Origin of the sequence: Enterobacter sp. Ag1 (assembly GCA_000277545.1) — a bacterium.
Classification (GTDB): domain Bacteria; phylum Pseudomonadota; class Gammaproteobacteria; order Enterobacterales; family Enterobacteriaceae; genus Cedecea.
In genome coordinates this window covers 199,796-226,636 of sequence record AKXM01000055.1, presented here as the reverse complement: position 1 = coordinate 226,636, position 26,841 = coordinate 199,796, and the positions used below count along the sequence as shown (strand labels likewise).

24 protein-coding genes are annotated in these 26,841 nt (G+C 54.8%); 17 read left to right on the top strand and 7 right to left on the bottom strand.

The genetic code is table 11. The annotated features are described in order from the left end of the window. Positions 1 to 49: 49 nt before the first annotated feature. Together macB and macA are read right to left on the bottom strand one after the other, a co-directional pair. Positions 50 to 1,996, bottom strand: coding sequence for a macrolide ABC transporter ATP-binding protein/permease MacB (gene macB, locus A936_RS20350; protein WP_008461101.1), 1,947 nt, complete (start codon positions 1,994 to 1,996; stop codon positions 50 to 52). Then, entirely contained in the window at positions 1,993 to 3,108 is a 1,116-nt protein-coding gene (gene macA, locus A936_RS20345) for a macrolide transporter subunit MacA (RefSeq protein ID WP_008461100.1), read from the bottom strand. Before macA ends, macB begins: the two co-directional genes overlap by 4 nt. A 142-nt stretch (positions 3,109 to 3,250) precedes the next feature. On the opposite strand from macA, the gene A936_RS20340 reads away from it, so the two are divergent. Next, positions 3,251 to 4,198 carry a VirK/YbjX family protein gene (locus A936_RS20340; protein ID WP_008461099.1) on the top strand — a complete coding sequence of 316 codons (948 nt, stop codon included), beginning with the start codon at positions 3,251 to 3,253 and terminating at the stop codon, positions 4,196 to 4,198. Positions 4,199 to 4,219: 21 nt separating this feature from the next. On the opposite strand, the gene A936_RS20335 is transcribed toward A936_RS20340, so the two are convergent. Next, a complete protein-coding gene (locus tag A936_RS20335) occupies positions 4,220 to 5,875 on the bottom strand; it encodes an ATP-dependent endonuclease (protein WP_008461098.1) in 1,656 nt (551 codons plus the stop codon). A gap of 410 nt (positions 5,876 to 6,285) precedes the next feature. Between A936_RS20335 and aqpZ the strand changes: the two genes are divergently transcribed. The 4 genes from aqpZ to hcr all read left to right on the top strand — a co-directional run bounded on the left by aqpZ (position 6,286) and on the right by hcr (position 10,797). After that, positions 6,286 to 6,981 (top strand): aquaporin Z, encoded by a 696-nt coding sequence (gene aqpZ, locus A936_RS20330; RefSeq protein ID WP_008461097.1) that lies wholly within the window; start codon positions 6,286 to 6,288, stop codon positions 6,979 to 6,981. Positions 6,982 to 7,125: 144 nt separating this feature from the next. Then, positions 7,126 to 8,025 carry a LysO family transporter gene (locus A936_RS20325; protein WP_008461095.1) on the top strand — a complete coding sequence of 300 codons (900 nt, stop codon included), beginning with the start codon at positions 7,126 to 7,128 and terminating at the stop codon, positions 8,023 to 8,025. A gap of 141 nt (positions 8,026 to 8,166) precedes the next feature. After that, complete coding sequence (gene hcp, locus A936_RS20320) at positions 8,167 to 9,819, top strand: hydroxylamine reductase (protein ID WP_008461093.1); 1,653 nt, start codon at positions 8,167 to 8,169, stop codon at positions 9,817 to 9,819. A 9-nt stretch (positions 9,820 to 9,828) separates the two neighbouring features. Beyond that, positions 9,829 to 10,797, top strand: coding sequence for an NADH oxidoreductase (gene hcr / locus A936_RS20315; RefSeq protein ID WP_008461091.1), 969 nt, complete (start codon positions 9,829 to 9,831; stop codon positions 10,795 to 10,797). Between the two features lie 35 nt (positions 10,798 to 10,832). On the opposite strand, the gene A936_RS20310 is transcribed toward hcr, so the two are convergent. Continuing rightward, positions 10,833 to 11,264 carry a DoxX family protein gene (locus A936_RS20310; RefSeq protein WP_008461090.1) on the bottom strand — a complete coding sequence of 144 codons (432 nt, stop codon included), beginning with the start codon at positions 11,262 to 11,264 and terminating at the stop codon, positions 10,833 to 10,835. Between the two features lie 150 nt (positions 11,265 to 11,414). On the opposite strand from A936_RS20310, the gene poxB reads away from it, so the two are divergent. The 4 genes from poxB to A936_RS20290 all read left to right on the top strand — a co-directional run bounded on the left by poxB (position 11,415) and on the right by A936_RS20290 (position 16,769). Then, the gene (poxB, locus tag A936_RS20305; protein WP_008461088.1) at positions 11,415 to 13,136 is read left to right on the top strand and encodes a ubiquinone-dependent pyruvate dehydrogenase; all 1,722 of its coding nucleotides are present in this window, start codon (positions 11,415 to 11,417) and stop codon (positions 13,134 to 13,136) included. 65 nt (positions 13,137 to 13,201) lie between these two features. Next, a complete protein-coding gene (ltaE, locus tag A936_RS20300) occupies positions 13,202 to 14,203 on the top strand; it encodes a low-specificity L-threonine aldolase (protein ID WP_008461087.1) in 1,002 nt (333 codons plus the stop codon). A gap of 15 nt (positions 14,204 to 14,218) precedes the next feature. Next, complete coding sequence (locus A936_RS20295) at positions 14,219 to 15,670, top strand: SDR family oxidoreductase (RefSeq protein ID WP_034810039.1); 1,452 nt, start codon at positions 14,219 to 14,221, stop codon at positions 15,668 to 15,670. Positions 15,671 to 15,758: 88 nt separating this feature from the next. Further along, positions 15,759 to 16,769, top strand: coding sequence for a 3-beta-hydroxysteroid dehydrogenase (locus tag A936_RS20290; RefSeq protein ID WP_008461085.1), 1,011 nt, complete (start codon positions 15,759 to 15,761; stop codon positions 16,767 to 16,769). Here the strand turns inward: A936_RS20290 and A936_RS20285 are convergent. Beyond that, on the bottom strand, positions 16,766 to 17,596 hold the full coding sequence (locus tag A936_RS20285) for an N-acetylmuramoyl-L-alanine amidase (RefSeq protein WP_008461084.1): 831 nt from the start codon (positions 17,594 to 17,596) through the stop codon (positions 16,766 to 16,768). The genes A936_RS20290 and A936_RS20285 overlap by 4 nt on opposite strands. Continuing rightward, on the bottom strand, positions 17,593 to 17,916 hold the full coding sequence (locus tag A936_RS20280; protein WP_008461083.1) for a heavy metal-binding domain-containing protein: 324 nt from the start codon (positions 17,914 to 17,916) through the stop codon (positions 17,593 to 17,595). The genes A936_RS20285 and A936_RS20280 overlap by 4 nt, the downstream gene beginning before the upstream one ends. 108 nt (positions 17,917 to 18,024) lie before the next feature. Here A936_RS20280 and A936_RS20275 point away from each other — a divergent pair, with 108 nt between their 5' ends. From A936_RS20275 to artJ (A936_RS20250), 6 genes are all read left to right on the top strand, one after another. Next, complete coding sequence (locus A936_RS20275) at positions 18,025 to 18,549, top strand: lipoprotein (protein WP_008461081.1); 525 nt, start codon at positions 18,025 to 18,027, stop codon at positions 18,547 to 18,549. 227 nt (positions 18,550 to 18,776) lie between these two features. After that, positions 18,777 to 19,505 (top strand): arginine ABC transporter ATP-binding protein ArtP, encoded by a 729-nt coding sequence (artP, locus tag A936_RS20270; RefSeq protein ID WP_008461079.1) that lies wholly within the window; start codon positions 18,777 to 18,779, stop codon positions 19,503 to 19,505. Positions 19,506 to 19,525: 20 nt separating this feature from the next. Continuing rightward, on the top strand, positions 19,526 to 20,257 hold the full coding sequence (gene artJ / locus A936_RS20265) for an arginine ABC transporter substrate-binding protein (RefSeq protein ID WP_008461077.1): 732 nt from the start codon (positions 19,526 to 19,528) through the stop codon (positions 20,255 to 20,257). 8 nt (positions 20,258 to 20,265) lie between these two features. After that, positions 20,266 to 20,982: an arginine ABC transporter permease ArtQ gene (gene artQ / locus A936_RS20260; RefSeq protein WP_008461075.1), complete on the top strand. Its 717-nt coding sequence runs from the start codon at positions 20,266 to 20,268 to the stop codon at positions 20,980 to 20,982. Next, on the top strand, positions 20,982 to 21,650 hold the full coding sequence (artM, locus tag A936_RS20255; RefSeq protein WP_008461074.1) for an arginine ABC transporter permease ArtM: 669 nt from the start codon (positions 20,982 to 20,984) through the stop codon (positions 21,648 to 21,650). Before artQ ends, artM begins: the two co-directional genes overlap by 1 nt. A gap of 155 nt (positions 21,651 to 21,805) precedes the next feature. Further along, positions 21,806 to 22,537 (top strand): arginine ABC transporter substrate-binding protein ArtJ, encoded by a 732-nt coding sequence (artJ, locus tag A936_RS20250; protein WP_008461072.1) that lies wholly within the window; start codon positions 21,806 to 21,808, stop codon positions 22,535 to 22,537. Positions 22,538 to 22,838: 301 nt separating this feature from the next. Here the strand turns inward: artJ (A936_RS20250) and A936_RS20245 are convergent, their stop codons facing one another. Then, the gene (locus tag A936_RS20245) at positions 22,839 to 23,588 is read right to left on the bottom strand and encodes a GntR family transcriptional regulator (protein WP_008461071.1); all 750 of its coding nucleotides are present in this window, start codon (positions 23,586 to 23,588) and stop codon (positions 22,839 to 22,841) included. Positions 23,589 to 23,912: 324 nt separating this feature from the next. Here A936_RS20245 and A936_RS20240 point away from each other — a divergent pair, with 324 nt between their 5' ends. Further along, positions 23,913 to 24,842: a DUF7916 family protein gene (locus A936_RS20240; protein WP_008461070.1), complete on the top strand. Its 930-nt coding sequence runs from the start codon at positions 23,913 to 23,915 to the stop codon at positions 24,840 to 24,842. A gap of 71 nt (positions 24,843 to 24,913) precedes the next feature. Continuing rightward, positions 24,914 to 26,767 (top strand): glycosyltransferase family protein, encoded by a 1,854-nt coding sequence (locus A936_RS20235; protein WP_157141447.1) that lies wholly within the window; start codon positions 24,914 to 24,916, stop codon positions 26,765 to 26,767. Positions 26,768 to 26,841 lie beyond the last annotated feature (74 nt).

The following is a 26,841-nucleotide window of genomic DNA, read 5'->3' as shown; positions in this document are numbered from 1 at the left end:
ATAAAATGCCAGCCCATAAGGCTGGCATTTTTATGACCAACCGCCGGGATTACTCACGAGCTAGTGCATCGATGGGGTTCAGGCGCGCCGCGTTTCTGGCCGGCAACCAGCCAAAAAGCACCCCCGTGGCCGTAGAGCAGCCAAACGCGGTCAGCAGCGCCACCGGCGAGAAACCTATCTGCCAGCCCGGCAGCACCAGCTGCAGCGTGAACGCGATAACCAGCGACAGCGATATCCCCAGCGCGCCACCGACCAGGCAAACCAGCACCGCCTCAATTAAAAACTGCTGCAGTACATCGCTGGCTCGGGCGCCCACCGCCATACGGATACCGATCTCTTTGGTACGTTCAGTGACCGACACCAGCATAATATTCATGACCCCAATCCCCCCAACCAACAGCGAAATAACCGCTACCAGCGTCAGGAACATCTGAAGAGTACGTGTGGTCTTTTCCGCCGTTTTCAACAGCCCGTCCATGTTATAGGTGAAAAAGTCTTTCTTGCCATGACGCAGCGACAGCAGGCGATTAAGCTGCTGCTCGGCTTCGTGGCTGTCGTACCCTTCTTTAACACGTACGGTTATTGAGTTGAGCCAGCTTTGCCCCATCACGCGCCCGGCCATCGTGTTATAAGGCAGCCAGACGCGCAGCACTTTGCTGCTGCCGAACATCGACTGTTTCTCTTCCGCCACGCCAATCACCGTGGCCGGCATATTCCCCACCAGCACAACTTCCCCGACAACATCACTTTTGTTCGGGAAAAGCTGCCTTTTGCTATTGGCGTCCAGCACCACAACCTGAGCACGACCCTTCATCTGCTCGTCGTTAAAGCTTGCGCCCTGGCTCATAGTCATACCGTAAACATCAAAATAGTCGCCGCTGACGCCATTGACGCTGGCCGCCGCATCCACGTTGCCGTAGCGAAGGCGTAAATTGCTGGAAATAGAAGGCGTGGCCGAACTTACCCAAGGCTGCTGGCCGATAGCCAGCAAATCATCATATTTTAATGCCTGCTGGAACTGCGGATTGTCATCACCAAAATCTTTACCGGGGTAGACATCGATCGTATTGGTGCCGATGGAGCGAATATCCTCCAGCACCATCTGCTTGGCGGCATCGCCCACCACGACAATGGAGACCACCGAGGCAATGCCAATAATAATGCCAAGCATAGTCAGCAGCGTGCGCATCTTGTTCGCGGCCATCGCCAGCCAGGCCATGCCGAGCGCCTCGCGGAAACTGCTGATGACTTGCTGTATCGACGAACCGCTTCGCAGCGTTTGATTTTCAACCATGCGCGCCGCAGGCTGATGAACCGGCGGAGGATTACTGATAATTTCTCCGTCGCGAATTTCAATAATACGCTGAGCCTGCGCCGCCACGGCCGGATCGTGAGTCACAATAATCACCGTATGCCCGCGCTCGCGCAGTTGCTTCAGCGTGGCCATCACTTCTTCGCCGGAATGACTGTCCAGCGCACCCGTGGGTTCATCCGCCAGAATCACCTGCCCGCCGTTCATTAACGCACGGGCGATACTGACGCGCTGCTGCTGCCCGCCCGAAAGTTGTGACGGCAGATATTCCACCCGCTCCTTTAGCCCCAAACGCCCAAGCAACTCATGCGCCCGCCGCTGACGCTGGGCTCTCGTTGTCCCGGCGTACACCGCTGGGACTTCAACATTTTGCGAAGCATTCAGATGAGAAAGCAGGTGATAACGCTGGAAGATAAAACCGAAATGCTCGCGACGCAGCGTCGCCAGCGCATCGTTATCCAGCCCCGACACATCCACGCCCGCGACCTTATAACTGCCGCTGCTAGGTTTATCCAGGCAACCGAGGATGTTCATTAGCGTCGATTTACCGGAACCGGACGCACCGACAATCGCCACCATTTCCCCGGCTTCAATCGTCAGGCTGATGCCCTTCAGGACCTCAACCTGCTCTTCACCAGAAGGATAGCTGCGGCGAATGTCCTTTAATTCAAGCAGCGCCGTCATTTGCTACTCCCGGCATTGGCGCGACCAGTCACCACCTCTTCGCCTTCTTCCAGCCCATTAACGACCTGAACCTGGGTGTCGTTTCGCATCCCGATAGTTATTTCACGGGTTTTGGTTTCCCCGTTGCGCAACACCGTGATGTTATAGCGATTATCACCGATCGGTTCGCCCAGCGCGGCCAGCGGAATCGTCAGTACATCTTTTACGCTGCCGAGTTGAATATGCACCTGAGCGGTCATATCCAGGCGCAGAATGCCCTTCGGATTCGGCACCTCAAAACGCGCATTATAGAAAATGGCCTCATTGACTTTGTCTGGCGTCGGCAGGATATCTTTCAGCACGCCTTCATAGCGCGTCATCGGGTCGCCAAGTACTGTAAACCAGGCTTTCAGGCCCGGTTTGAGATGGATAACATCGGCTTCAGAGACCTGCGCTTTCACCAGCACCGTGCTTAAATCCGCCAGCGTCAGAATATTTGGCGCCTGCTGCGCCGCAATCACGGTTTGCCCCTGCAGCGTCGTTATCTGCGTCACTTCCCCCGCCATTGGCGCGACGATACGGGTGAACTCGAGGTTAGTTTTCGCGGTGCTCAAAGAAGCCTGATTGCGCTTAATTTGGGCGTCAATGGTGCCAATCTGAGCCTGTTTTACCGCCAAATCGGTTGCCGCTTTATCAAGATCCTGGCGGGACACCGCCTGAGTTTTTGCCAGCGTCTGCTGGCGGGAAAGTGTCACCGCGGCAAGCTTACTTTCAGCTTCGGACTGCATACGCTGGGCACGCAGCTCCATCAGCGTGGCCTCAACCTCTTTGACCTGGTTTTCTGCCTGTTCGGGATCGATAACCCCCAAAAGCTGATCTTTTTTTACTTTATCGCCGATGCTAACTGACAGCGTTTTTAACTGCCCGCTCACCTGCGCCCCGACGTCAACTTTGCGCACGGCATCGAGCTTTCCGGTGGCCAGAACGCTTTGTTGAAGCGAAGCCTTACGCACGATCATCGTTTGATATTGTGGGGCTGGCACATGCAAAAACTGCCAAAGCCAGAGGAAAAATATCACCACCAGCAGCGCGTAAAGCCAATAACGTTTTTTAAATTTTCCCTTAATTTTCATATAAATCCTGAAATAGCTAGCGCATGATTAAACGGTTCTTAAACAAACTGCACAATGTGAAGATATGTAACAGTTATTGAACGTCGGTTGACATCCGGCGTGCTGAAATAGTGCCATCTTTCCCGAATATCAGGTTGTTATTATGTCCCAGATCGCTGCCGCGCATGTTACCGAAGCCCTGCCTCAAACAGGCTGGAAACTCTTCCTTTCCCTCGCGACGGGGGAATGGCAGCCGGGAGCATCCTGGGGCAAGAAGGCTTACCGCCGCAAGTTTATTTTACGCTCACTGGCGATGCCTTTGCACACCGTCAGCCTGATGAACAACCTCGCAAGCCAGCCTCATCTTGCCAGCATGCTGAACGCTCAGCCTGGTCTGCCTTGCCGCCTGCATCGCCCTTACCTTGCGCTGCCGCTAAAACGCAAGCATACGCGGGATACTATCGCTTACCACTACCAGAAAATTGCCGAGAAAATGCCGAAAAAAATGCTTAACGGGCATTTCTCTGCAGAAGGTTACCGCCTGGCCACGCTGGTGGGTAAAAACAACGAGCTGATGTTTATCGATCTCACCTCTCACGATATTGAAGGTAAAGAAGGCGAAGCCTTCCTGAACTTCTGTAATGAAGAGGGCGTTCCCCTGGCGCGTATGACCTTTACTCTCAACCAGTTTGAAGGCAAGAACACCTTCTTTATTGGCTGCCTGCAGGGAGCCAAAACCTGGGTGCCTCATGAAGCCATTCAGGCTGCCACAAAGGCTTGCCACGGGCTGTTCCCGAAACGCATGCTGCTTGAGGTTGCCTGTGAACTGGCGAAGCTTCTCGACGCAGAGCGCATTCTGGCCGTCGGCAACGGTACGCATATTTACCGTTCATGGCGCTACGAGAAGAAGAAAAAAGACAGTCTACATGCGGACTATGACAGTTTCTGGCAGTCTATGAGCGGTGAACCTCGCGCCGACGGCCTGTTTGCCCTGCCATCCAACGTGGAACGCAAACCGCTGGAAGACATTGCCAGCAAAAAACGTGCAGAATATCGCCGCCGTTATGAATTGCTCGACGGCATGATGAACAGCATCAACGGTCATTTCTAGATCTGCATTTCCAGCCGGGCGCTAATCCGCCCGGCCACGCGCCAGCCAAAGTACCCGAGAAAACATTTTACGAAACAGCGGCGGAACCGCATCCACGCCGCGACGCCCCGCCTCCAGAGCCACTTCGATAGCTAAATCCGGCTTTGACGAACGATGAATAGCTTTCGTAATAATCCTGCGCAAATTCATCGGCACATTTTCGGGCAACTGAGCCACGCGATGAAACACATCCGAAAATCCCTGCCGATACATAAAGTGTTCCATATCCAGCGCAGGCAGCGCTGTAAGATGATCGCGCTCCTGATCCCGGTCATTGTCCAGCAAGCCGCGTACGGTTGCCGCATATTTTTTACCGGCATCATCCCCATCCACCAGCACATGCCATTCAATGCCCATCCGGCGAGCGAACTTAATCAGCGGGCGCAGGCCAGATTGTGCAAACTCGATGACCTTCACGCCTTCGGCATCAAAATGGTGCCCACACTGGCGCGCCAGTTCGTTCATCACCCACACTTCGGTCTCGCCTTCCACCAGCAGCCAACAGCGGGCAAAGAGTGACGACGCGCGATTAAAACGAATGTGGAAAGCAATTCTCCGGCTCTCTTCCGCGTTCATACCGCCCGGTCCAAGCCGCCACGCGGCCACTCGGGAGGATTCACGCACCAGCCGGCAAACCTGTTCTACCGGCGTCAGAGAGAGCAGCTCTCCGGAATTGGTCGTGGTAATTTTTTGTAGCGGCAGCAGATTCAGCAGGTGCCAGGCGACAGACAGCATAATAGGATGCAGCCGAGTTTCAGGATCTTCCACCAGCAGCAGGGGGCGAGCGTCCCTGTCGAGCGCAATGCTGCCCTTCGCCTGTAGCAACGTGGAAAACATGCCCAGCAGGATCATGCGGTGCGAACGGCTGCCTGGCTTGTCGATCATCCGGTTGATCACATCCAGATAGCGCCAGCTGCGTTGCTCATCATGAGAACGCCGCCGCATCAGGCGCTGGTGCGCTATCGCGCCCTGCTCAGAGAAATAGTGTTCAAGCAGCTGTACCATGGCCGACAGCCCTTGCCGCAGCTGCGCATCGGTGAGGTTTTGCGGCCTTGATACCAGCTCTCGCGCCAGGAAATCCAGCTGGCGCGCGGTCAGCTCCGTTTCCGGCATTTCGGGCATGCTTCCGTTGCGCAGCCGCCGCATGAATCGGGCATCTCTGAGGCGCAGCACCGGGTTCAGCCGCGTGATATTCATCGCCATGTCGTCAATTTCGTCCAGCGCCAGCGGCTGGCCGTGGGCATTGAGAAAGCTTCGCAGCGTTAAAACCGTCCCTTCATCCCCAAGCTCTCCTTCCAGACGGTAATAAATACGATGGAAGCCGTCGTTCCCCGCCACCCAAACCGGGGAAAGGTTACGATACCGCCGCCCTAAATGATGGCCAGGCGCCGCCTCGCGGAAGGTCAGGATGATTTGCAGGTGACTTTCACGGCCATGCAGCTCGCCGGGGGGAAAATAGAAATCTTCGCGAACAAAATGGTACAGCTCCCGGTGCGGGGAAAGTAGCAAAGTCAGCGCATCTAACAGGCTGGATTTACCCCAGGCATTTTCGCCAATCAGCACGTTGTTTTGCTCAAGCATTAACGACAAACGGTTAATACCGCGAAAACCAACCATCTCAACTCGCTCGAGAAACATACCGCCTCCTGTGCATCCGCTTTCATCCAGCGTCCTTTTCGAGTATAGCGGCAACCCGGAAGGCAATGTAACCACACAATGTCAAAGCGTTACGCGATAAACGCACGCCGCCTTTACCATAATCAATTCGTGCTGAGGCGTATTTTTTTATTATCCGGAATATTCTTACTTCATTCAAAGATAACCTATACTTCTGCTACCTCTCCTCAGAAAAGGAATAACACCTCATTGCCCTAAATCAAAAAACTAGAATTTATTGTACTGGTGGCGAAATGGCGAAATACCTAATATTAACGCGCATTTAATATTACTTTCGTCATTCACTTGATGACGGTGAATTAGCGACAGTCAGGGTCATGTGATTTAGCGCGTGAACCTTGCATTGTTTCTGGCTTTTATCAGAGGTGGTTATGTTTAGAAAATTAGCAGCCGAGTTCTTCGGGACATTCTGGCTGGTATTTGGTGGCTGTGGTAGCGCAGTATTAGCGGCAGCATTCCCGGAATTAGGCATTGGCTTTGTCGGCGTCGCGCTGGCATTTGGTTTAACCGTGCTGACCATGGCTTTTGCCGTCGGCCATATTTCCGGTGGTCACTTTAACCCGGCCGTCACACTTGGCCTCTGGGCCGGTGGCCGCTTCCCGGCTAAAGAAGTGATTGGCTATATTATTGCCCAGGTGATTGGCGGGATTGTCGCTGCCGCTATCCTTTATTTAATCGCCAGCGGTAAAGCAGGCTTTGATGCCGCAGCCAGCGGTTTTGCTTCTAACGGCTACGGCGAACATTCTCCGGGTGGATATTCCATGCTGTCCGCCATTGTGATTGAAATCGTATTAACCTGTGGATTCTTGATTGTTATTCACGGTGCAACGGACAAATTTGCTACACCGGGTTTTGCGCCAATAGCCATTGGCCTGGCATTAACCTTAATTCACTTAATTAGTATTCCGGTTACCAACACCTCAGTAAACCCTGCGCGCAGTACCGCAGTGGCTATTTTCCAGGGCGGCTGGGCGCTGGATCAACTGTGGCTTTTCTGGGTGATGCCTATTATTGGCGGGATTCTGGGCGGTATTATTTACCGCACCCTGCTGGAAAAACGCAGCTAGGCCCCGAGGCAGGCTTACTCGGGTAAGCCTGCCGTTTTCTTTTCCCCGCATAAACCTTTTTCTTCGCCCCTACTCGACTCAATTCCTTTCTTTCGGTAGTGTGACATCCGTCGTAACATTTTAACTACAAGGACTGTCCCTCCCATGCTGTCAGGATTACTTATTATCCTGGTGCCGTTGCTCGTCGGTTACCTGATTCCGCTGAAACAAATCCACCTGCTCAGGCTGATTCACCGCCTGCTGGGCTGGATTGTTTACGTGATCCTCTTCCTGATGGGCATTAGCCTGGCGTTCCTCGATAATCTCGCCAGCAACCTGCTGACTATCCTGCATTACTCGGTGATAAGCGTCGGGGTGATCCTGCTGTGTAACATCGCCGGCCTCTTGCTGCTGGAACGTGCTCTCCCGTGGCGGCATCAGCACAAACAGGAAAAACTCCCCTCGCGCCTGGCGATGGCCCTGGAGTCCTTACAGCTTTGCGGGGTAGTGGCTTTGGGCTTCCTGCTGGGGCTGACCGGATTTGAGGTGCTTAAATACGCCACAGAGGCCAGCGAATATACGCTCATTTTCCTGCTGCTGCTGGTCGGGATCCAGCTTCGCAACAGCGGCATGACCTTCCGGCAAATCGTTCTCAACCGTCGCGGCATTATTGTCGCCATTGTGGTCGTTTTCAGCTCAATGGTCGCCGGGGCGATCAACGCCCTACTGCTTGGCCTGCCGATAAAAATAGGTCTGGCTATGGCCTCTGGGTTCGGCTGGTATTCGCTGTCCGGGATCCTGATGACCGAGTCCTACGGGCCGGTGATTGGCAGCGCAACCTTCTTTAACGATCTGGTGCGGGAATTACTGGCTATTATGCTTATCCCGGCTTTGGTGCGCCGCAGCCGCTCAACGGCTCTGGGCCTTTGTGGCGCCACCTCGATGGACTTTACCCTGCCGGTGCTGCAGCGCAGCGGCGGTGTGGAAATCGTGCCTGCCGCCATTGTGCACGGATTTATTCTTAGCCTGCTGACCCCGCTGCTCATTGCCTTCTTCGCCGCCTGATACCTCTCTGGCGGTAGCCTGCTGCCGCCAAAGTTGAGCTATATCAATCTCCCTTTAAGTTGCACCAAAAAGTCCTTTTAACCTGTTGAGCCGGAGCCTAACCTTAAACATGCATTTAAAATATAACTTTAAGGTGACATCATGTTTTGTGTGCAGTGTGAACAGACCATTCGTACCCCGGCCGGCGACGGCTGCGCCTATGCCCAGGGCGTCTGCGGTAAAACGGCCCAGACTTCCGATCTACAGGATCTGCTGATCGCGACGTTGCAGGGGCTGTCCGCCTGGGCCGTTGCCGCACGCGAACGCGGTATTATCGACCACGAAATTGATAACTTTGCTCCCCGCGCCTTCTTCTCAACGCTGACCAACGTGAACTTCGACTCCGGCCGCATCGTTGGCTATGCCCGAGATGCCATTGCCATGCGCGAAGATCTGAAAATCCGTACGCTGGCTGTCGATCCTGCGGCCATCGTCACTCACCCGATGGCAGAGCTTCAGTTGGTCAGCAGTGACCTCGGTGAACTTCAGCGCCAGGCCGCTGAATTCACGCCAAATCGTGACAAAGCCGACATTGGCGAAGATATTCTCGGCCTGCGCCTGCTGTGCCTGTACGGCATGAAAGGCGCCGCCGCTTATATGGAACACGCACATGTGCTGGGCCAGTACGACAACGATATTTACGCCCAGTACCACAACATCATGGCGTGGCTCGGCACCTGGCCTGCGGATATGGGCGCGCTGCTGGACTGTTCCATGGAAATCGGCCAGATGAACTTCAAAGTAATGAGCATTCTGGATCAGGGGGAAACCGGCAAATACGGCCATCCAACCCCAACCCAGGTTAACGTACGCCCGGTCGCCGGGAAGTGCATCCTGATTTCCGGCCATGACCTGAAAGATCTCTATAACTTGCTCGAGCAAACCGAAGGCACCGGCGTGAACGTCTACACTCACGGTGAAATGCTCCCGGCGCACGGCTATCCAGAACTGCGGAAATTCAAACACCTGGTCGGCAACTACGGCAGCGGCTGGCAGAACCAGCAAACGGAATTCGCCCGCTTCCCAGGCCCTATTGTCATGACTTCCAACTGCATCATCGACCCAACCGTGGGCTCGTACGATGACCGAATTTGGACCCGCAGCATCGTCGGCTGGCCGGGCGTCAGCCACCTCGAAGGCGACAATTTTAGCCCGGTGATTACCCAGGCCCAGCAAATGGCCGGTTTCCCGTACAGCGAAATCGAACACCTGATCACCGTCGGCTTTGGCCGCCAGACGTTACTGGGTGCGGCAGACACGCTCATCGATCTGGTTAGCCGCGAAAAACTTCGCCACATCTTCCTGGTCGGCGGCTGCGACGGCGCACGCGGAGAACGTAATTACTTCACCGACTTCGCCACCAGCGTGCCGCAGGACTGCCTAATCCTGACCCTGGCCTGCGGTAAATACCGCTTCAACAAGCTGGATTTCGGCAACATCGAAGGGCTGCCGCGCCTGGTGGATGCCGGCCAGTGCAACGATGCATATTCAGCGATCATTCTGGCGGTCACCCTCGCCGAGAAACTGGGCTGCGGCGTGAACGACCTGCCGCTGAGCCTCGTGCTCTCCTGGTTTGAGCAAAAGGCGATTGTAATTCTGCTCACGCTGCTGTCGCTCGGCGTGACTAACATCGTGACCGGTCCGACCGCACCGGGCTTCCTGACGCCAAACCTGCTGGCGGTGCTGAACGAGAAATTTGGCCTGCGCGCCATCACCACCGTTGAGCAAGACATCCAACAGTTAATGAGCGCGTAAGGAGCAGCCATGACCATGCCAACGCCGCTGTGCCCGCACCGTATGCAGGTACACCATATTCACCAGGAAACGCCGGATGTCTGGACGCTGTCGCTGATCAACCACGACTTCTATCCCTACAAAGCCGGGCAATATGCCCTGGTGAGCATTCGCAACGGCAGCGAGACGCTGCGGGCCTATACGATCTCTTCCACTCCGGGTCTGAGTGAGTTCATCACGCTGACGGTACGGCGCATCGACGGCGGCGCGGGCTCAGAGTGGCTGACCGGAGAAGTGAAAATCGGCGACTACCTGTGGCTGTCTGAAGCCCAGGGCGAGTTCAGCTGTGAAAACATCGTGTCGGAGCGCTATCTGCTGCTGGCGGCGGGCTGCGGCGTCACGCCGATTATGGCCATGCGCCGCTGGCTGGCAAAATACCGCCCGCAAGTGGACGTGCAGGTCATCTACAACGTGCGCTCCCCGCAGGACGTGATTTTTGCTGACGAATGGCGGCATTACCCGGTCACGCTGGTGGCAGAAAACAACGCCACCCACGGCTTTATCGCCGGGCGACTGACTCGCGAGATCCTGGCCGCGGTGCCGGATATCGCCAGCCGGACGGTTATGACCTGCGGGCCTGCGCCTTATATGGACATGGTTGAGAAAGAAGTGAAAGCGCTGGGAGTCGCGGCGTTTTATCGGGAAGTGTTCTTCACGCCAGCCGCTGCACCCTCAGCGGGCGGCCTGAAGTTCACCACGCTCCAGCCGATGCGTGAGTTCTACTCACCGGTGGGCAGCACGCTGCTTGCCGCGCTGGAGAGCAACAGCGTGCCGGTGAATGCCGCCTGCCGCGCCGGAGTTTGCGGCTGCTGTAAAACAAAAGTGGTTTCTGGCGACTATACCGTCTCCAGCACCATTACACTGACGGAAGAAGAAATTGCCAGCGGCTACGTGCTGGCCTGCTCCTGCCATCCACAGAGCGACCTGGTGCTCGCCTGATCTAAACAGGCACCTTCACGGTGCCTTTTCTTTTTCTACCGCCAGGCCGACTTGCCAAACGCGTAACGCCCTGCGCCGCAAAAGACTATCGCCAGCGCGCCGAGGAAAAAGTACATCAGGCTTTCAACGCCCCAGGCCCCGGTTTTATCCAGCATGAAGGTTTCCCCCACGCCCACCAGCAGCCAGGCCACAATCATCGTGCACGCCAGCCCAAGCGCGGACAGGCGAGTGAGGATCCCTAAAATAATCAGCAGCGGGGCAAGCACCTCACCCAGCAGCACGCCATAGGCGACAAACTCCGGGATACCATGCGCCGCCAGCATTCCCTTAATCCCGTCCACGCCGCCAAACAGCTTGTGCAGGCCGTGAAACAGCATCAGGCCGCCTACCGCCAGACGCAGTAACAATTTTCCCAGATCGTCTTTGTTTAGCGCGCCATTCACTGCATTTAACAATTTAGTAACCATATGAATTGCCACCCTTTTAAAATGATAACGAGAATAATTTACGCTTAATATTTGCTAACAAATAGCCCCAATTTTAGGGGGGCCATTCCCTGCCGTTACGCAGAATTGAACTAAGCTTGTAAGCGCTATCACACTGGACAAGGAAAACCGATGAAACAATCCGTAGCGGCCTGGCTGGCCAAAACCCTTGAGAGCGCGGGCGTGAAACGTATCTGGGGCGTCACCGGCGATTCGCTGAACGGCCTCAGCGACAGCCTCAACCGGATGGGCACGATTAAATGGATGCCAACTCGCCATGAAGAAGTGGCCGCTTTCGCCGCCGGGGCCGAAGCGCATCTCACCGGCGAGCTTGCTGTCTGCGCCGGTTCATGCGGCCCAGGTAACCTGCACCTGATTAACGGCCTGTACGATTGCCACCGCAATCACGTGCCCGTTCTCGCCATTGCAGCCCATATTCCCTCCAGCGAAATTGGCAGCGGCTACTTCCAGGAAACGCATCCCGAAGAGCTTTTCCGCGAATGCAGCCACTATTGCGAACTGGTTTCTAACCCGGAGCAGATCCCGCAGGTATTGGCGATTGCCATGCGCAAAGCCATTCTGAACCGGGGCGTTTCCGTGGTGGTACTGCCCGGCGACGTGGCGCTCAAACCCGCGCCAGAGCATGCCACGACGCACTGGTATCCTGCACCGCCGCCCATCGTGGTTCCCCCTCACGATGAGCTTAAAAAACTCGCCCAACTTCTGCGTTACAACGACAATATCGCCCTAATGTGCGGCAGCGGCTGCGCTGGGGCACATACTGAGCTGGTGCAGCTGGCGGCAACCCTGAAAGCGCCCATTGTTCACGCCCTGCGTGGCAAAGAACACGTTGAGTACGACAACCCTTACGACGTTGGCATGACCGGATTAATAGGCTTCTCATCCGGCTTCCACACGATGATGAACGCCGACACGCTGGTCCTGCTCGGCACCCAGTTCCCCTACCGCGCGTTCTACCCGACGGACGCAAAAATTATCCAGATTGATATCAACCCCGGCAGCATAGGCGCGCACAGCAAGGTCGACATGGCGCTGGTGGGCGATATCAAAGCCACGCTGTCCGCCCTGCTGCCGATGCTGGAGGAGAAAACCAATCGCAGCTTCCTCGACAAAGCGCTGGAGGATTATCGCAAAGCGCGTGAAGGGCTGGATGAACTGGCCAACCCCTCGGAAGGCAAGCAAATTCACCCGCAATATCTGGCGCAGCAAATAAGCCATTACGCCGCCGATGATGCCATTTTCACCTGCGACGTAGGCACGCCCACCGTCTGGGCCGCGCGCTACCTGAAAATGAACGGCAAACGCCGCCTGCTGGGCTCGTTTAACCACGGCTCAATGGCTAACGCCATGCCGCAGGCGCTGGGCGCCAAAGCCACCGCGCCCGATCGCCAGGTGGTGGCGATGTGCGGCGACGGCGGCTTCAGCATGCTGATGGGCGACTTCCTGTCCGTAGCACAAATGAAGTTGCCGATTAAAATCGTGGTGTTCAACAACAGCGTGCTCGGTTTCGTGGCGATGGAGATGAAAGCCGGGGGCTACCTCACCGATGGTACCGAACTGCACGACACCAACTTTGCCCGTATCGCCGAGGCCTGCGGCATTACCGGCATCCGCGTTGAAAAACCTGAGGAGCTGAACGCTGCGCTGGAACGAGCCTTCAGCACCGATGGCCCGGTGCTGGTCGATGTTGTCGTCGCCAAAGACGAGCTGGCTATCCCGCCGCAGATCAAGCTGGAGCAGGCCAAGGGGTTCAGCCTGTATATGCTGCGCGCCATCATCAGCGGGCGAGGAGATGAAGTGATCGAGCTGGCGAAAACCAACTGGTTCCGGTAAAAAAGAAGGTTGCCTCAGGCGCCCGGATAACCGTCCGGGCGCAGCCTCTCGATAAAGGACCCGTCATGATCGATTTACGCAGCGATACCGTTACCCGCCCTTCCCGCGCCATGCTGGAGCAAATGATGGCCGCCCCGACCGGGGATGATGTTTACGGCGATGACCCCACTGTTAACGAGCTTCAGGCATACGCGGCAAAAATCAGCGGGAAAGAAGCTGCCCTGTTTTTACCTACCGGCACGCAGGCCAACCTCGTAGCTTTGCTCAGCCACTGCGAGCGCGGCGAAGAGTACATCGTTGGCCAGGCCGCACATAACTACCTCTACGAAGCTGGCGGCGCAGCGGTGCTGGGCAGCATTCAGCCTCAGCCCATTGAAGCGGATCGTGACGGCACGCTGCCGCTGGATAAAGTAGCGGCAAAAATTAAACCGGACGACATTCACTTCGCCCGCACTAAATTGCTGAGCCTTGAAAACACCCATAACGGCAAAGTGCTGCCGCGCGAATATCTCCAGCAGGCCTGGGAATTCACCCGCAAGCACAATCTGGCGCTGCACGTAGACGGCGCGCGTATTTTTAACGCCGTGGTGTCCTACGGCTGCCAGTTGGAAGAAATTACTCGCTACTGCGACAGCTTCACCATTTGCCTGTCGAAAGGTCTTGGCACGCCGGTGGGATCCCTGCTGGTGGGCAGTAAAGAGTACATCAAGCGCGCTGTACGCTGGCGCAAGATGACCGGCGGCGGTATGCGTCAGGCCGGTATTCTGGCGGCGGCAGGCCTGTATGCGCTGAAAAATAACGTCGGGCGGCTGAAAGAAGACCACGACAACGCCCACTGGCTGGCAGGCGAGCTGCGCGAAATCGGCGTCGATGTGATGCGTCAGGACACCAACATGGTCTTTGTGCGCATGACGGCGGAAGAAGCAGAAGATTTAGGGCCCTACATGCGTGAGCGCGGCATCATCCTCAGCGCAGGTCCGGCAACTCGGCTGGTCACCCATCTGGACGTCACCCGCAGCCAGCTGGCTGAAGTCGTCGCCCACTGGCGCAGCTTCCTGCAAAACTAACGGGACTCAGGGACGATGGCAGAACCTCAAAGGATAGTGGTCCTCGGCGCCAGCGGCTACATTGGCCAGCATCTGGTGCCGTTACTCGTGGCGGCGGGACATCACGTCACCGCCGCAGCCCGTCGCATTGACTGGCTAAAAAAACAGCCCTGGCCAGGCGTAGAGTGCCGGCACGTAGATTTGCACTGGCCGCACCGCCTGGGTGCCCTGCTCGAAGGGGCGGATACCGTCTACTATCTGATCCACAGCATGGGCGACGGCGATAATTTTATGGAGTTCGAACGCCAGGCGGCGCTGAACATGCGCGACGCGCTGACCGAACATCCGGTCAAGCAGGTCATTTTCCTTAGCTCTTTGCAGGCCAAAAGCGGGCAAACGCATTCAAAGCACCTGAAAGCCCGGCAAATCACCGCGGATATCCTGCGAGATTCCGGCGTGCCTGTCACAGAACTGCGCGCGGGGATTATTGTTGGCGCTGGCTCGGCGGCCTTCGAAGTCATGCGGGATATGGTGTACAACCTGCCGGTGCTGACGCCGCCGCGCTGGGTTCGCTCCCGTACTTCACCCATTGCTTTGGATAATCTGCTGCACTACCTCGTCGCACTGCTGGACCAGCCGGCCACAGAACATCGCCTGTTTGAAGCCGCCGGACCGGAAGTTCTGAGCTATCAGCAGCAGTTCGAGCGCTTTATGGCTATCAGCGGCCGCCGCCGCCCGCTGATCCCCGTGCCACTCCCCACCAGCTGGATTTCCGTGTGGTTTCTGAATGTCATTACCTCGGTGCCGCCCGGTATTGCTAAGGCGCTGATTCAGGGTCTGGAACACGATTTGCTGGCGGATGACCGTAGCCTGCGCGAACGCATCCCGCAGCAGCTCATCAGCTTTGACGACGCCGTGCGCCTGACGCTGGCCAACGAACACCGGCTCGCCAACTCCCAGGACTGGGGCTACGATGCCCAGGCGTTTGCCCGCTGGCGACCTGACTACGGTTTTTTTGCTAAACAGGCGGGCTGCACGCTGGCCACCCAGGCCTCACTCTCTTCGCTCTGGCAGGTGATCAACCAGCTAGGCGGTAAAGAAGGCTACTTTTTTGGCAATGCGCTGTGGAAAACCCGGGCGCTGATGGATTTGCTGGTCGGGCATCGGCTTGCTAAAGGGCGGCCTGATAAAGCCACGCTGGAAGTGGGCGACACCGTCGATAGCTGGAGAGTGATTATCGCTGAACCAGAAAAAGAGCTAACGCTGCTGTTTGGTATGAAGGCCCCAGGCCTGGGGCGGCTGTCGTTCACCTTGCAGGATGATGGCAAGCAGCGTCGGCTGGACGTCAGAGCCTGGTGGCATCCTCACGGCTGCGCCGGTTTGATCTACTGGCTGGCGATGATCCCCGCCCATTTATTTATCTTTAGGGGAATGGCGCGGCGAATTGTTCATTTAGCGGAACAAAACTCGATCAAAAAGAGAAGTTAGCTCCTAATCTTTCAGTATTCCCATTGCATGCGCTGCCGTTTCACGGAAAAATGCGCAGCGTTAATCCAAAACATAACGAGTTGGTCACATGAAGGTACTGGTCACGGGCGCCACCAGCGGTTTAGGCCGAAACGCGGTCGAGTATTTACGCGCCAGAGGCATCAGCGTTCGGGCCACCGGGCGCAACGAAGCGATGGGCAAACTGCTGCAGAAAATGGGCGCTGAATTTGTCCATGCCGACCTGACGGAGCTGGTCTCTTCCCAGGCGAAAGTGATGCTTGCGGACGTCGACACGCTCTGGCACTGCTCCAGCTTCACCTCGCCGTGGGGAACCCAGCAAGCCTTCGACCTCGCCAACGTCCGCGCCACACGCCGTCTGGGCGAATGGGCCGTGGCCTGGGGCGTGCGTGACTTTATTCATATCTCGTCGCCGTCGCTCTACTTCGACTACCACCACCACCGCAACATCAGCGAAGATTTTCGCCCGGTGCGCTTCGCCAACGAATTTGCCCGCAGCAAAGCCGCCAGCGAAGAGGTGATTCAGCTGCTGGCGCAGGCCAACCCGAACACCCGTTTTACCATTCTGCGCCCGCAAAGCCTGTTTGGGCCGCACGACAAAGTGTTTTTCCCGCGCCTTGTGCAGATGATGCGCCACTACGGCAGCGTGCTGCTGCCGCGCGGCGGCGATGCGCTGGTGGATATGACCTATCTGGAAAACGCGGTACACGCGATGTGGCTGGCGACACAGAAACAGAATTTACCTTCTGGCCGCGCCTACAACATCACCAACATGGAAGCCCGCCCGCTGCGGACCATCGTGCAGAAGCTGATCGACGAGCTGGGCATTAAATGCCGCATTCGCTCGGTGCCGTACCCGATGCTGGATATCATCGCCCGCAGCCTGGAGCACTTTGGCAATAAGTCTGCCAAAGAGCCGGTGCTCACGCACTACGGCGTCTCCAAGCTGAACTTCGATTTAACGCTGGACACCACGCGTGCGGAAACGGAGCTGGGCTATCAGCCTATCGTCACCCTTGATGAAGGCATTCGCCGTACCGCGCTGTGGTTGAAAGATCACGGCACGCTGCACCGGGGCTAACCCTGGCCGTATTTCTCCAGTAATGCCTCGGCGATCGCCAGGCTTTCCGCATCCGCCTCGCCGCTGTAGTTGGCCGGGCGGAAGTGCATCTGGAAGGCGGTAATCACTCTTTTCTGCTGCGCCTCAGTCATGCCCGGCAGCACTTCGTAGCCATACCGGGAAAGCACATCCAGCAGCTCGGATTTATCCACGGGCTGCAGCGGGCCGCGGCCGTTAAGATAAAACGCCACTCTAGCGGCGTCCGGCCATGCGCCAATCCCTTTTTCCGCAAATTGCTTCCAGGGGAACAGCGGGCCAGGATCAACCTTGCGCTGCGGCGCGATATCCCCATGAGCGACCACGTTCTGCGGCGCGATGTTATAGCGCGCAATAATCTGCTTCGCTAAATCCTCAAGCACCGCAATCTGCGGCTGGCTGAAGGGGTAAAAGCGCTGAACACCGCCAACCCGGGTATAGCCCTGGTTTTCCAGCTCAATACCTACGGACGTGTCGTTAATCCGCGTAGCCCCTCGCCAGAAACTGACCCCGGCATGCCAGGCCAGCTGCTCTTCCGGCACCAACTGCCAGACAACGGGTTTCCCGCCGGACAGCGGCGGCTCGGCGGGAACAAGATAGTGGGCGCTGACGTTACGATCGGTCAACGTGGAAAGCGAACTTGAAAAATCATCCGCCGTGTAATGGATCACCAGAATTTTCACCCGCGGATAAGCGGCCTGAGCCTGATGCAGGGTGTCCACTTTATAGCTGCCTCGATCGACAATCCCTTTTTGCCCGGCGCAGCCCGCCAGTAACAGCGCCAGGGCAAGCGCTAAGATCCTGGTTTTCATTTGCGCGTTTTCACCGCCGTCCCGCTGACGCAAACCATCAGCATACTGCCGTCCTTGCCGACGGTTTCATAGTCGATATCAATCCCGACCACGGCGTTAGCGCCCAGGCTTTCGGCCTGTTCCTGAATTTCACGAAATGCGATGTCCCGCGCTTTGCGTAACTCTTTTTCATAAGCCCCCGAGCGGCCGCCGACGATATCGCGAACCCCGGCGAAAAAATCGCGGAAAATATTGGCACCCAGGATAGCTTCCCCGGTCACTACGCCGCAATATTCAGTAATGGTGTGGCCTTCCAGGCCTGGCGTCGTTGTAAACTGCATCACGTTCTCCTCTCTTTGCCATCAACATGTTAGCCCGGCAATCGCCACGCGATTTTGAGCCAATACGCTATGCTAAGGTAGTCCTCCTGAGAAAATAAGGAAATAAAAATGCGCAGCTCGGCTTTGGCTCTTCTCCCCTGTGCCCTGGTGTTGTCGGCCTGTACCACCGTCACCCCGGCCTTCAAAGACATCGGCACCCGCAGCGGCCCCTGCGTCAGCGGCGGCCCGGATGACGTCGCTCAGCAGTTCTATGATTACCGTATCGCGCACAAGGGCGAAGGCCTGAGTTCCGTTGCCGCGCTGCGCCCCTATCTGAGCGATTCCCTGTTCCAGCTTCTGCAAAAATCCAGCACCTCTCCGGCGGCGCAAAGCGCGTTTACCCGCAGCGATATCTTCTCCAGCCAGTCTGAAGGCCCTGACAAAGCCAGCGTGACTTCGGCGTCAACTATCCCGAATACCGATGCGCGAAATATTCCTCTGCGCGTCGAGCTGACCCGCGGCAGCCAGACCTGGAAAGATGAAGTGTTGATGGTCCGTGAAGGCCAATGCTGGGCGGTGGACGATGTGCGTTACCTCGGCGCGGCGAGCCATGCGCCAACCGGCACGCTGCGTCAGGCAGTTGAAGGCAAATAGCGGCAATTTATGCTTACGCTATGCGGGTGGAAGAAACGTAACCCCTGTAAATAGTCTGGTATATTCAGGGATCCCGGTTTTTTATACTTAGCCACCACCCGCCTCGCTATTTTGTGCTAATTTTAGGCAAGGTAAGTGGTTGCTTATAAGTTTTAACGCACAAAGATTGCATAACTATTCTGTTAAAGGTACCCTTTGCGGCCTCAATTGCTATTCAACTTCAGCGCATGAGTATTCAACTAGACAGCATTAATTGCTTTTACGGTGCCCATCAGGCGCTGTTCGATATCACACTACATTGCCCGCAGGGCGAGACGCTGGTATTGCTGGGCCCGAGCGGCGCCGGCAAGAGCTCTCTGCTACGCGTCCTTAACCTGCTTGAGATGCCGCGTTCCGGTAAGCTGAGCATTGCGGGCACGACTTTCGACTTCGCCAAAGCCCCCAGCGACAAAGCGATTCGCGATCTGCGCCAGAACGTCGGTATGGTCTTCCAGCAATACAATCTGTGGCCGCATTTAACCGTGCTGCAAAACCTGATTGAAGCGCCGTGCCGCGTGCTCGGATTAAGCAAAGATCGGGCGCGTGAACGCGCCGATAAACTGCTTGAACGCCTGCGCCTGAAGCCCTACATGGACCGCTATCCGCTGCACCTTTCCGGTGGCCAGCAGCAGCGTGTTGCCATTGCCCGCGCCCTGATGATGGAGCCGCAGATTCTGCTGTTTGATGAGCCTACCGCCGCTCTTGATCCGGAAATCACCGCGCAGATCGTCAGCATTATCCGCGAACTGGCGGAAACCAACATTACTCAGGTCATCGTGACCCATGAAGTAGAAGTGGCGCGTAAAACCGCCAGCCGCGTGGTGTATATGGAAAACGGCCACATCATCGAACAAGGTGATGCCAGCTGCTTTGCTAACCCGCAAACCGATGCGTTTAAATTCTATCTCTCTCACTGATGTTGAACGGGAAAACGACAATGAAAAAAGTTTTGCTGGCCACTCTTTTAGCCACTCTGAGCCTTTCTGCTACCGCCGCACAGACTATCCGTTTTGCTACCGAAGCCTCTTACCCTCCGTTTGAGTCTATCGACGCCAACAACAAGATCGTCGGTTTTGACGTTGATCTCGCTAACGCCCTGTGCAAGCAGATCGATGCCACCTGTACCTTCACCAACCAGGCCTTCGACAGCCTGATCCCAAGCCTGAAATTCCGCCGTATTGACGCGGTAATGGCGGGGATGGACATCACCCCTGAGCGTGAAAAACAGGTACTGTTCACTAAACCTTACTATGACAACTCCGCGCTGTTCGTTGGCGTGAAGGGTAAGTACGCTGATATTGCCGCGCTGAAAGGCAAAAAAGTGGGCATCCAGAACGGCACCACCCACCAGAAATACATCACCGACAAACACCCGGAAATCACCACCGTGCCTTACGACAGCTACCAGAACGCTAAGCTGGATCTGCAGAACGGTCGTATCGACGCGGTCTTCGGCGACACTGCCGTGGTGACCGAGTGGCTGAAAGCCAGCCCTGAACTGGTTGCCGTGGGTGACAAAGTGACCGACAAAGATTACTTCGGCACCGGCCTCGGCATCGCCCTGCGCCAGGGCAACACTGACCTGCAGAGCAAATTCAACGCCGCGCTGGATAAAGTGAAACAAGATGGCACCTACAAAGCCATCTACGACAAATGGTTCCAGAAGTAATCGACTCGATGAACGAATTGTTTCCATTAGCAAGCGCCGCCGGGATGACCGTCGGCCTTGCTGTTTGTGCCCTCATCGTCGGCCTCGTGCTGGCGATGATTTTTGCCGTCTGGGAATCCGCCAAATGGCGCCCGGTGGCATGGATAGGCTCCGGGGTAGTCACGCTTTTCCGCGGCCTGCCTGAAATCCTGGTGGTGCTGTTTATCTACTTCGGCTCCTCCCAGCTGCTGCTGATACTCTCTGATGGCTTCACCCTCAACCTCGGTTTTACCGCGATCCCGGTCAAAATGGAGATTGAGAACTTTGACGTCAGCCCGTTTCTCTGCGGCGTGATTGCCCTCTCCCTGCTCTATTCCGCCTACGCGTCACAGACGCTGCGCGGCGCGCTGAAAGCGGTGCCGGTTGGGCAGTGGGAATCGGGCCAGGCGCTGGGTTTATCCAAAACTGCGATTTTCTTCCGGCTGGTCATGCCGCAGATGTGGCGTCACGCGCTGCCGGGCCTCGGTAACCAGTGGCTGGTGCTGCTGAAAGACACCGCGCTGGTGTCGCTTATCAGCGTGAATGACCTGATGCTGCAAACCAAAAGTATCGCCACGCGCACCCAGGAGCCGTTTACCTGGTACGTGATTGCGGCGGCGATTTATCTGGTCATCACCCTGCTGAGTCAGTACATCCTGAAGCGCATTGACCTGCGCGCCACGCGCTTTGAACGGAGACCTGGCTGATGCTCGAGTATTTACCGGAGCTGATGAAGGGTCTGCACACCAGCCTGACGCTCACCGCCGCTTCCATTGCCGTTGCGCTCGTGCTGTCGCTGCTGTTCACCATTGTTCTGACGCTGAAAACGCCGGGGCTGGTGCATATTGTGCGCGCCTACATCACGCTGTTTACCGGCACGCCGCTGCTGGTGCAGATCTTCCTGATTTACTACGGTCCAGGGCAGTTCCCGTCGCTTCAGCATTATCCGGTGCTGTGGCATCTGCTTTCCGAACCGTGGCTGTGCGCGTTGATTGCGCTCTCTCTGAACAGCGCCGCGTACACCACGCAGCTGTTTTACGGGGCAATTCGCGCTATACCGGAAGGTCAGTGGCAGTCCTGCAGCGCCTTAGGGATGAGCAAGAAAGATACGCTGGCCATCCTGTTGCCGTACGCCTTCAAGCGCGCACTCTCTTCTTACTCGAACGAAGTCGTGCTGGTGTTCAAGAGCACCTCGCTGGCCTACACCATTACGCTGATGGAAGTGATGGGCTACGGGCAGCTTCTGTATGGCCGCACCTATGATGTGGCGGTTTTCGGCGCAGCCGGTCTGGTCTACCTCATCGTCAACGGGCTGCTTACGTTGCTGATGCGCCTGATTGAACGACGGGCACTGGCCTTTGAACACCGCAGCTAGACAAGCTAACAGACAAAGCGGGGCAACCCGCTTTTTTTACGCCCATTTAATTATAAATATACATTTTTATTGCATATAAATTCACTCTTTGGCATGGTGGTTTGACGCCGGGAAACGGCGACTTAAAACAATATTGACAGACAGGAGCAACACGCATGAAAAAGTTACTGTTAGCCGCCATGTTCGCTACAACCGCATTCAGCGCGGCCGCAGCGGAGAAAATCAACTTCGGCTCTTCGGCAACCTATCCTCCTTTTGAATCTCTGGACGCCAGCAATCAGATCGTCGGTTTCGATATCGATCTGGCCAAAGCATTATGCAAACAAATGCAGGCAGAATGTACCTTCACCAACCACGCATTTGACAGCCTGATCCCTTCCCTGAAGTTTCGTAAATACGACGCGGTGATTTCCGGGATGGATATCACACCTGAGCGTGCCAAACAGGTCGCCTTTACCAACCCTTACTACGCCAACTCGGCGGTGGTGATTGCGAAAAAAGGCCAGTTTGCTTCGCTGGACGATCTCAAAGGCAAACGTATCGGGATGGAAAACGGCACCACGCACCAGAAATACCTGCAGGATAAACATCCTGAGATCAAAACCGTCTCCTACGACAGTTACCAGAACGCGATTATTGACCTGAAAAATGGCCGTATTGATGGCGTGTTTGGCGATACCGCCGTGGTGAACGAATGGCTGAAGACCAATCCGCAGCTGGGCACCGTGGGCAAGCATGTGACCGACTCACAGTACTTTGGCACCGGTTTAGGGATTGCGGTTCGCCCGGATAATCAGGCACTGCTGAAGAAGCTGAACGACGCGCTGGCGGCGATTAAAGCGGACGGGACTTACCAGAAGATCAGTACTCAGTGGTTCCCAGGCTGATAACTCCTGTATTCATTATAAATGATGGCCTTTCGTACCCGGTTATTAGCCTGATCTATATTAGCTATTCTTCTAACCTGAGAGGGTGCAACACACTCTCAGGTTTATCCCTGCTCACATCTGCGAGCCGCCACTCATCTAATCGGCAAGCCACATGCTCGACGCTAGTTATTCTGAATACAAAAACATAATCTGAATAATAAAATCCCCTTCTGGATAAATAATATTTATTCATCAGGTAATTTTAAAAAAAATAACATTATGCTGGCGCTAATGGGTAGCACTTTATTTTCCTGATGGATTATTTACCTGTCGTTTTGAGCTCAATTTTGAAATCGTAATATTCGTTCAGACACCATGTCTGCGTATATTCCACGGGAATATTATTATGGCTATACCCGATACGGGTGACCAATAATATAGGATCGCGTTCCGAGATATTCAGGTAATAGGCCAAGTGCTTATCTGCGGCAACTGCGCTAAATTTTTGGGTGGCTGATAACACCGGGACGCCTTTTTCCTCAAGATAGCGATAGAGAGATTCATTCAATTCGTTGATTTTATTCAGCAACGGCGCGGGTAATATTGCCCTCTGCACCGAAACGACGGTGCCACTAATTTTACGCAGGCGCGTCAGCTCGACAATATCTTTATGACTTTCTGCGAGCTGTAAAAATTGTTGTTCTTTTTCAGTCGCAGCTCGACGAACATAGCCCACCAATTCGCTTTGTGCCTCCCCCCCGCTGGCAAAGGCTATTTCACTGAAGCTCTCCAGCTGGACTAATGACTGGCGGACGTGAGGAGCAACATAGGTCCCAGAGCCAGGATTTCGGACAAGGCTTCGATCCTCGATAAGCTGCTCAATAGCTTTTCTGGTGGTCCCCCGAGAAATACCTAACGCCTCCATCAGCGTGCGCTCTGAAGGCAATGCATCTCCAGGGCGAAGCTGACCTTCATCAATCACGCGCTGGATCTCATTCGCCAGTTGCAGATACAGCGGCATGGCATTTGAACCATCGATTTTTAAATCAGCAGGTTGCAACAACTTCATTCTCTTTACGTCCAGTTTGCCAGGTAGCGATTCAACTATACCACTTATTAACAACACAGATATCAACGACGTGATTTTTGATCGTTCTGGCGATCTAAAGAGCCGTACAAGATCACAAAAAAGACAAAATAAGTATGAAAATTCCCCTCATTACCATTATGGTACACAAGTGGTACACAACCGGTACATAGTGAACATTTGAATTTGCAAATGGTTTTTATGCAGGAACGTTTATTACGGTGAAATACCGTTTTTTTCCCACACAAATACCCTGCAGAACGCAGGAGGATTTCGTTAACTACTGCGCCAATGAGGAAATCTATGATGACATCGAAACGTTTACTCGACTGCAGCGCTTCTGAGCTGGCTGCGCTCACCAAACCGCAGCTACTTCACGCTATCCGCGCTAGCGAGGGTCGGGTCATGGTCAGTGAAACCATCGCCATCACTCAACCTCTGCTCGCGAACATCACGAATGCTGAACTTGCAGCCTCTCAGGGTGCCGATATTCTGCTGATCAATATGTTCGACTGCCAACAACCTTTGATACAGGGTATGCCGGGTGATATTGATCCGGCACAGACCTTACATGTGCTCCAACAGCTAACCGGCCGCGTAATTGGCGTCAATCTCGAAGCCGTCGATCCACGGTTTGCCACGGAACATGATGAGTTATGGAAAATGAAGCCAGGCCGTGCGGCGACACCTGAGAATGCCCGCAAATTGGTAAAGATGGGGGCAAAAATTTTAGTTCTTACTGGTAACCCAAACAATGGCGTCAGCAATATGGCTCTGGCTCAGTCGGCAGGAAAAATCCGCAGTGCCATTGGCGACGAGGCCGTCATTATCAGTGGAAAAATGCACGGTGCGGGCGTGGTTCAGGAAAGCGGTACAGCCATTATAAATGAAAGCGATCTCCATGAATTTGCGCGCCAGGGCGTTGATATTGCGCTGATCCCAGCCCCGGGTACTGTACCGGGCATGAGTATTGAGGCAGCCAGCTCACTAATTCGCTGCGCACACTCGGCCGGCATGATGGCAATGACGGCTATTGGTACCTCTCAGGAAGGTGCCGATCGGGATACCGTTCGCCAGATAGCCTTGATGAGCAAAATGGCCGGTGCCGACCTGCATCATATTGGCGATACCGGTTATATGGGGATCGCGCTGCCAGAAAATATTTTCGCCTACGGGATAGCTATCAGAGGAGTCAGGCATACCTACAGCCGAATCGCCCGCTCAGTGAATCGTTAATGATAACGCATTCCGGCCGGTTCACCGGCTGGAATTCCTCCACAATGAAATATCGATGAGGTACGATAATTATGCCACTTGCTGCATCCTCACTTTCGCGTCTATTAACTCAATTTAATCTGGAAAAAACAACAAAGCTCCTAATCGTCGGCTATTCGCCTACGGGTGGAGGGCATACCGGTCGACTATTACAAATAATCGATCATGCCCTTCAGCAAGACACGCTACCTAAAGACTCCATAGTAATATTTCATGCACCTCCCGCCTGGGAGAATGTCCAGCGCCGGGGAGAACTCCAGACGCTTGCAAATAAGCTGGCAAGCCGAGGAATTCACGTCTTACTGACAGAGTCAACTAAGCCCGTCTACGGTTATCTGGATGATAAAACTGGAGGGTCAGACGATGCAAAAATACTTGAAAGACTGGCCAGTAACCCTTTACGATATCGCAACAATCGTCCCGCCTTACTACCTGATATATCTCATCGTACGCGAACCCTATCCCCGGAAACGTTTCTTAGCAATATCCTCGACATCAATAAACTTCCCGTTATTGAAAGCGCCGATCTTTTTAGCCATCTGAAAAAATATCTCGACATAAAAGCGTTTCAAAAACGTATCTATGTACTTACTGATATGGATTATTCCCTGCAAAAATCAGCCGCCAAAGCTGGCGTGCCGGCTATACACCGTCTGGATCAGCAAAATCACGCCATTCTGCTGGATCCCAAAAATTCGGCAATGAACTTACTGCCAAAATATGCGTTGTTAGCAAAGGTATTGGGTGGTACTTTCGAAAATATTTCTCATATATCCCTTGGCGAAAAAAATACGCTGAGTTCGGTCAAATCTACCGCCGACATGCTGCGGATCACCTCCGCCAGCGGAATAAGAGAAGCACATACGAAAATTATTCAATTGCTGCAGGCTCACGCTCTCCCCTTGAATGCGGTCGCGAGTGCCTTAGGGAGCGGTGCTCTCTTTGCGGGAGTGATAGCAGGGAGCAGATGCATGGCAAACATGGCTCTACGCAACATTGTTTATATTTACGCGCATAAGAAAAGCAATCTCATTGCCCAGCATGTTCTGTCTAAAATCAGTCAGAACGATGAGCATTATTCCCGGCGCATATTTTTATTCTGCGGTGCAAAAGCAGTTGGAAACTATAACGCACTGCATCTGGCCTACCTGGCCGATGCTGATGGCATTACCACCGCAGGGGCTGGTACCAACGGAGAATTCAGTTACTTACATCGTAATACTCCATGTAAATCCCGTCTGCTGGTACTGCCTATTGAAGGGCACAACGAACAGTTGGCCAACACCAAATATCTCAGCAGTCATGCCGCTACAAGAGACTTTATCTACCAGTTGGAAGTAAATGAAAAACTTGACGCGGCGCTCGACAAATATGTTTCTACTGAACCTGACGTTATCGATACATCTTTAACGCTGGCCGCATTGATTGAAGCCATATCCTCGCAGGAAACTTATGTTTCAAAGGCACATGACATTTTGTTCAGGCAGCTTCCACTCGCCAATGATTCCCTGCGATTGAAAAATTTAGAGGAAAAAATGAATCAGTCGGTGGTATTAAAAGCTACCCGCCGTTATCTAAAAATTGTGCTTCAGGGCATGCAGGCTCTGGCCTCCTCACCCACAGGCAGCATTAGCATCTGGTATAGCGACAAAGCGACCAATCCCGTTCATTTCGCCAGCCCATGGGAACTGGGACTGATGCTTGAAAATAACAAAATGCTCAGCAACGCTATTGAAATTTCTGAAACGGAAATGCCTGAGCTGCCCTTGCGTCAGCAAGTTGCTAAGTTGTTTAAAGATGGTTCAAAAAATTGGAACACATTATTTATCAACGAGATGAGCGTCATTAAACACAGGCTGGGTGATATCATGATCACTGGCTTCTGACAGTCTTAACGGCTACATATAAAAGCGGAAACACGCATCGTGACGGCACCAACCCGGCGGCTTCCGCTTCCCAA

Bases quoted from the DNA above. Each gene is read 5' to 3' on its own strand.
- macB (WP_008461101.1), bottom strand. From the start codon at position 1,996: ATGACGGCGCTGCTTGAATTAAAGGACATTCGCCGCAGCTATCCTTCT.
- macA (WP_008461100.1), bottom strand. From the start codon at position 3,108: ATGAAAATTAAGGGAAAATTTAAAAAACGTTATTGGCTTTACGCGCTG.
- A936_RS20340 (WP_008461099.1), top strand. From the start codon at position 3,251: ATGTCCCAGATCGCTGCCGCGCATGTTACCGAAGCCCTGCCTCAAACA.
- A936_RS20335 (WP_008461098.1), bottom strand. From the start codon at position 5,875: ATGTTTCTCGAGCGAGTTGAGATGGTTGGTTTTCGCGGTATTAACCGT.
- aqpZ (WP_008461097.1), top strand. From the start codon at position 6,286: ATGTTTAGAAAATTAGCAGCCGAGTTCTTCGGGACATTCTGGCTGGTA.
- A936_RS20325 (WP_008461095.1), top strand. From the start codon at position 7,126: ATGCTGTCAGGATTACTTATTATCCTGGTGCCGTTGCTCGTCGGTTAC.
- hcp (WP_008461093.1), top strand. From the start codon at position 8,167: ATGTTTTGTGTGCAGTGTGAACAGACCATTCGTACCCCGGCCGGCGAC.
- hcr (WP_008461091.1), top strand. From the start codon at position 9,829: ATGACCATGCCAACGCCGCTGTGCCCGCACCGTATGCAGGTACACCAT.
- A936_RS20310 (WP_008461090.1), bottom strand. From the start codon at position 11,264: ATGGTTACTAAATTGTTAAATGCAGTGAATGGCGCGCTAAACAAAGAC.
- poxB (WP_008461088.1), top strand. From the start codon at position 11,415: ATGAAACAATCCGTAGCGGCCTGGCTGGCCAAAACCCTTGAGAGCGCG.
- ltaE (WP_008461087.1), top strand. From the start codon at position 13,202: ATGATCGATTTACGCAGCGATACCGTTACCCGCCCTTCCCGCGCCATG.
- A936_RS20295 (WP_034810039.1), top strand. From the start codon at position 14,219: ATGGCAGAACCTCAAAGGATAGTGGTCCTCGGCGCCAGCGGCTACATT.
- A936_RS20290 (WP_008461085.1), top strand. From the start codon at position 15,759: ATGAAGGTACTGGTCACGGGCGCCACCAGCGGTTTAGGCCGAAACGCG.
- A936_RS20285 (WP_008461084.1), bottom strand. From the start codon at position 17,596: ATGAAAACCAGGATCTTAGCGCTTGCCCTGGCGCTGTTACTGGCGGGC.
- A936_RS20280 (WP_008461083.1), bottom strand. From the start codon at position 17,916: ATGCAGTTTACAACGACGCCAGGCCTGGAAGGCCACACCATTACTGAA.
- A936_RS20275 (WP_008461081.1), top strand. From the start codon at position 18,025: ATGCGCAGCTCGGCTTTGGCTCTTCTCCCCTGTGCCCTGGTGTTGTCG.
- artP (WP_008461079.1), top strand. From the start codon at position 18,777: ATGAGTATTCAACTAGACAGCATTAATTGCTTTTACGGTGCCCATCAG.
- artJ (WP_008461077.1), top strand. From the start codon at position 19,526: ATGAAAAAAGTTTTGCTGGCCACTCTTTTAGCCACTCTGAGCCTTTCT.
- artQ (WP_008461075.1), top strand. From the start codon at position 20,266: ATGAACGAATTGTTTCCATTAGCAAGCGCCGCCGGGATGACCGTCGGC.
- artM (WP_008461074.1), top strand. From the start codon at position 20,982: ATGCTCGAGTATTTACCGGAGCTGATGAAGGGTCTGCACACCAGCCTG.
- artJ (WP_008461072.1), top strand. From the start codon at position 21,806: ATGAAAAAGTTACTGTTAGCCGCCATGTTCGCTACAACCGCATTCAGC.
- A936_RS20245 (WP_008461071.1), bottom strand. From the start codon at position 23,588: ATGAAGTTGTTGCAACCTGCTGATTTAAAAATCGATGGTTCAAATGCC.
- A936_RS20240 (WP_008461070.1), top strand. From the start codon at position 23,913: ATGACATCGAAACGTTTACTCGACTGCAGCGCTTCTGAGCTGGCTGCG.
- A936_RS20235 (WP_157141447.1), top strand. From the start codon at position 24,914: ATGCCACTTGCTGCATCCTCACTTTCGCGTCTATTAACTCAATTTAAT.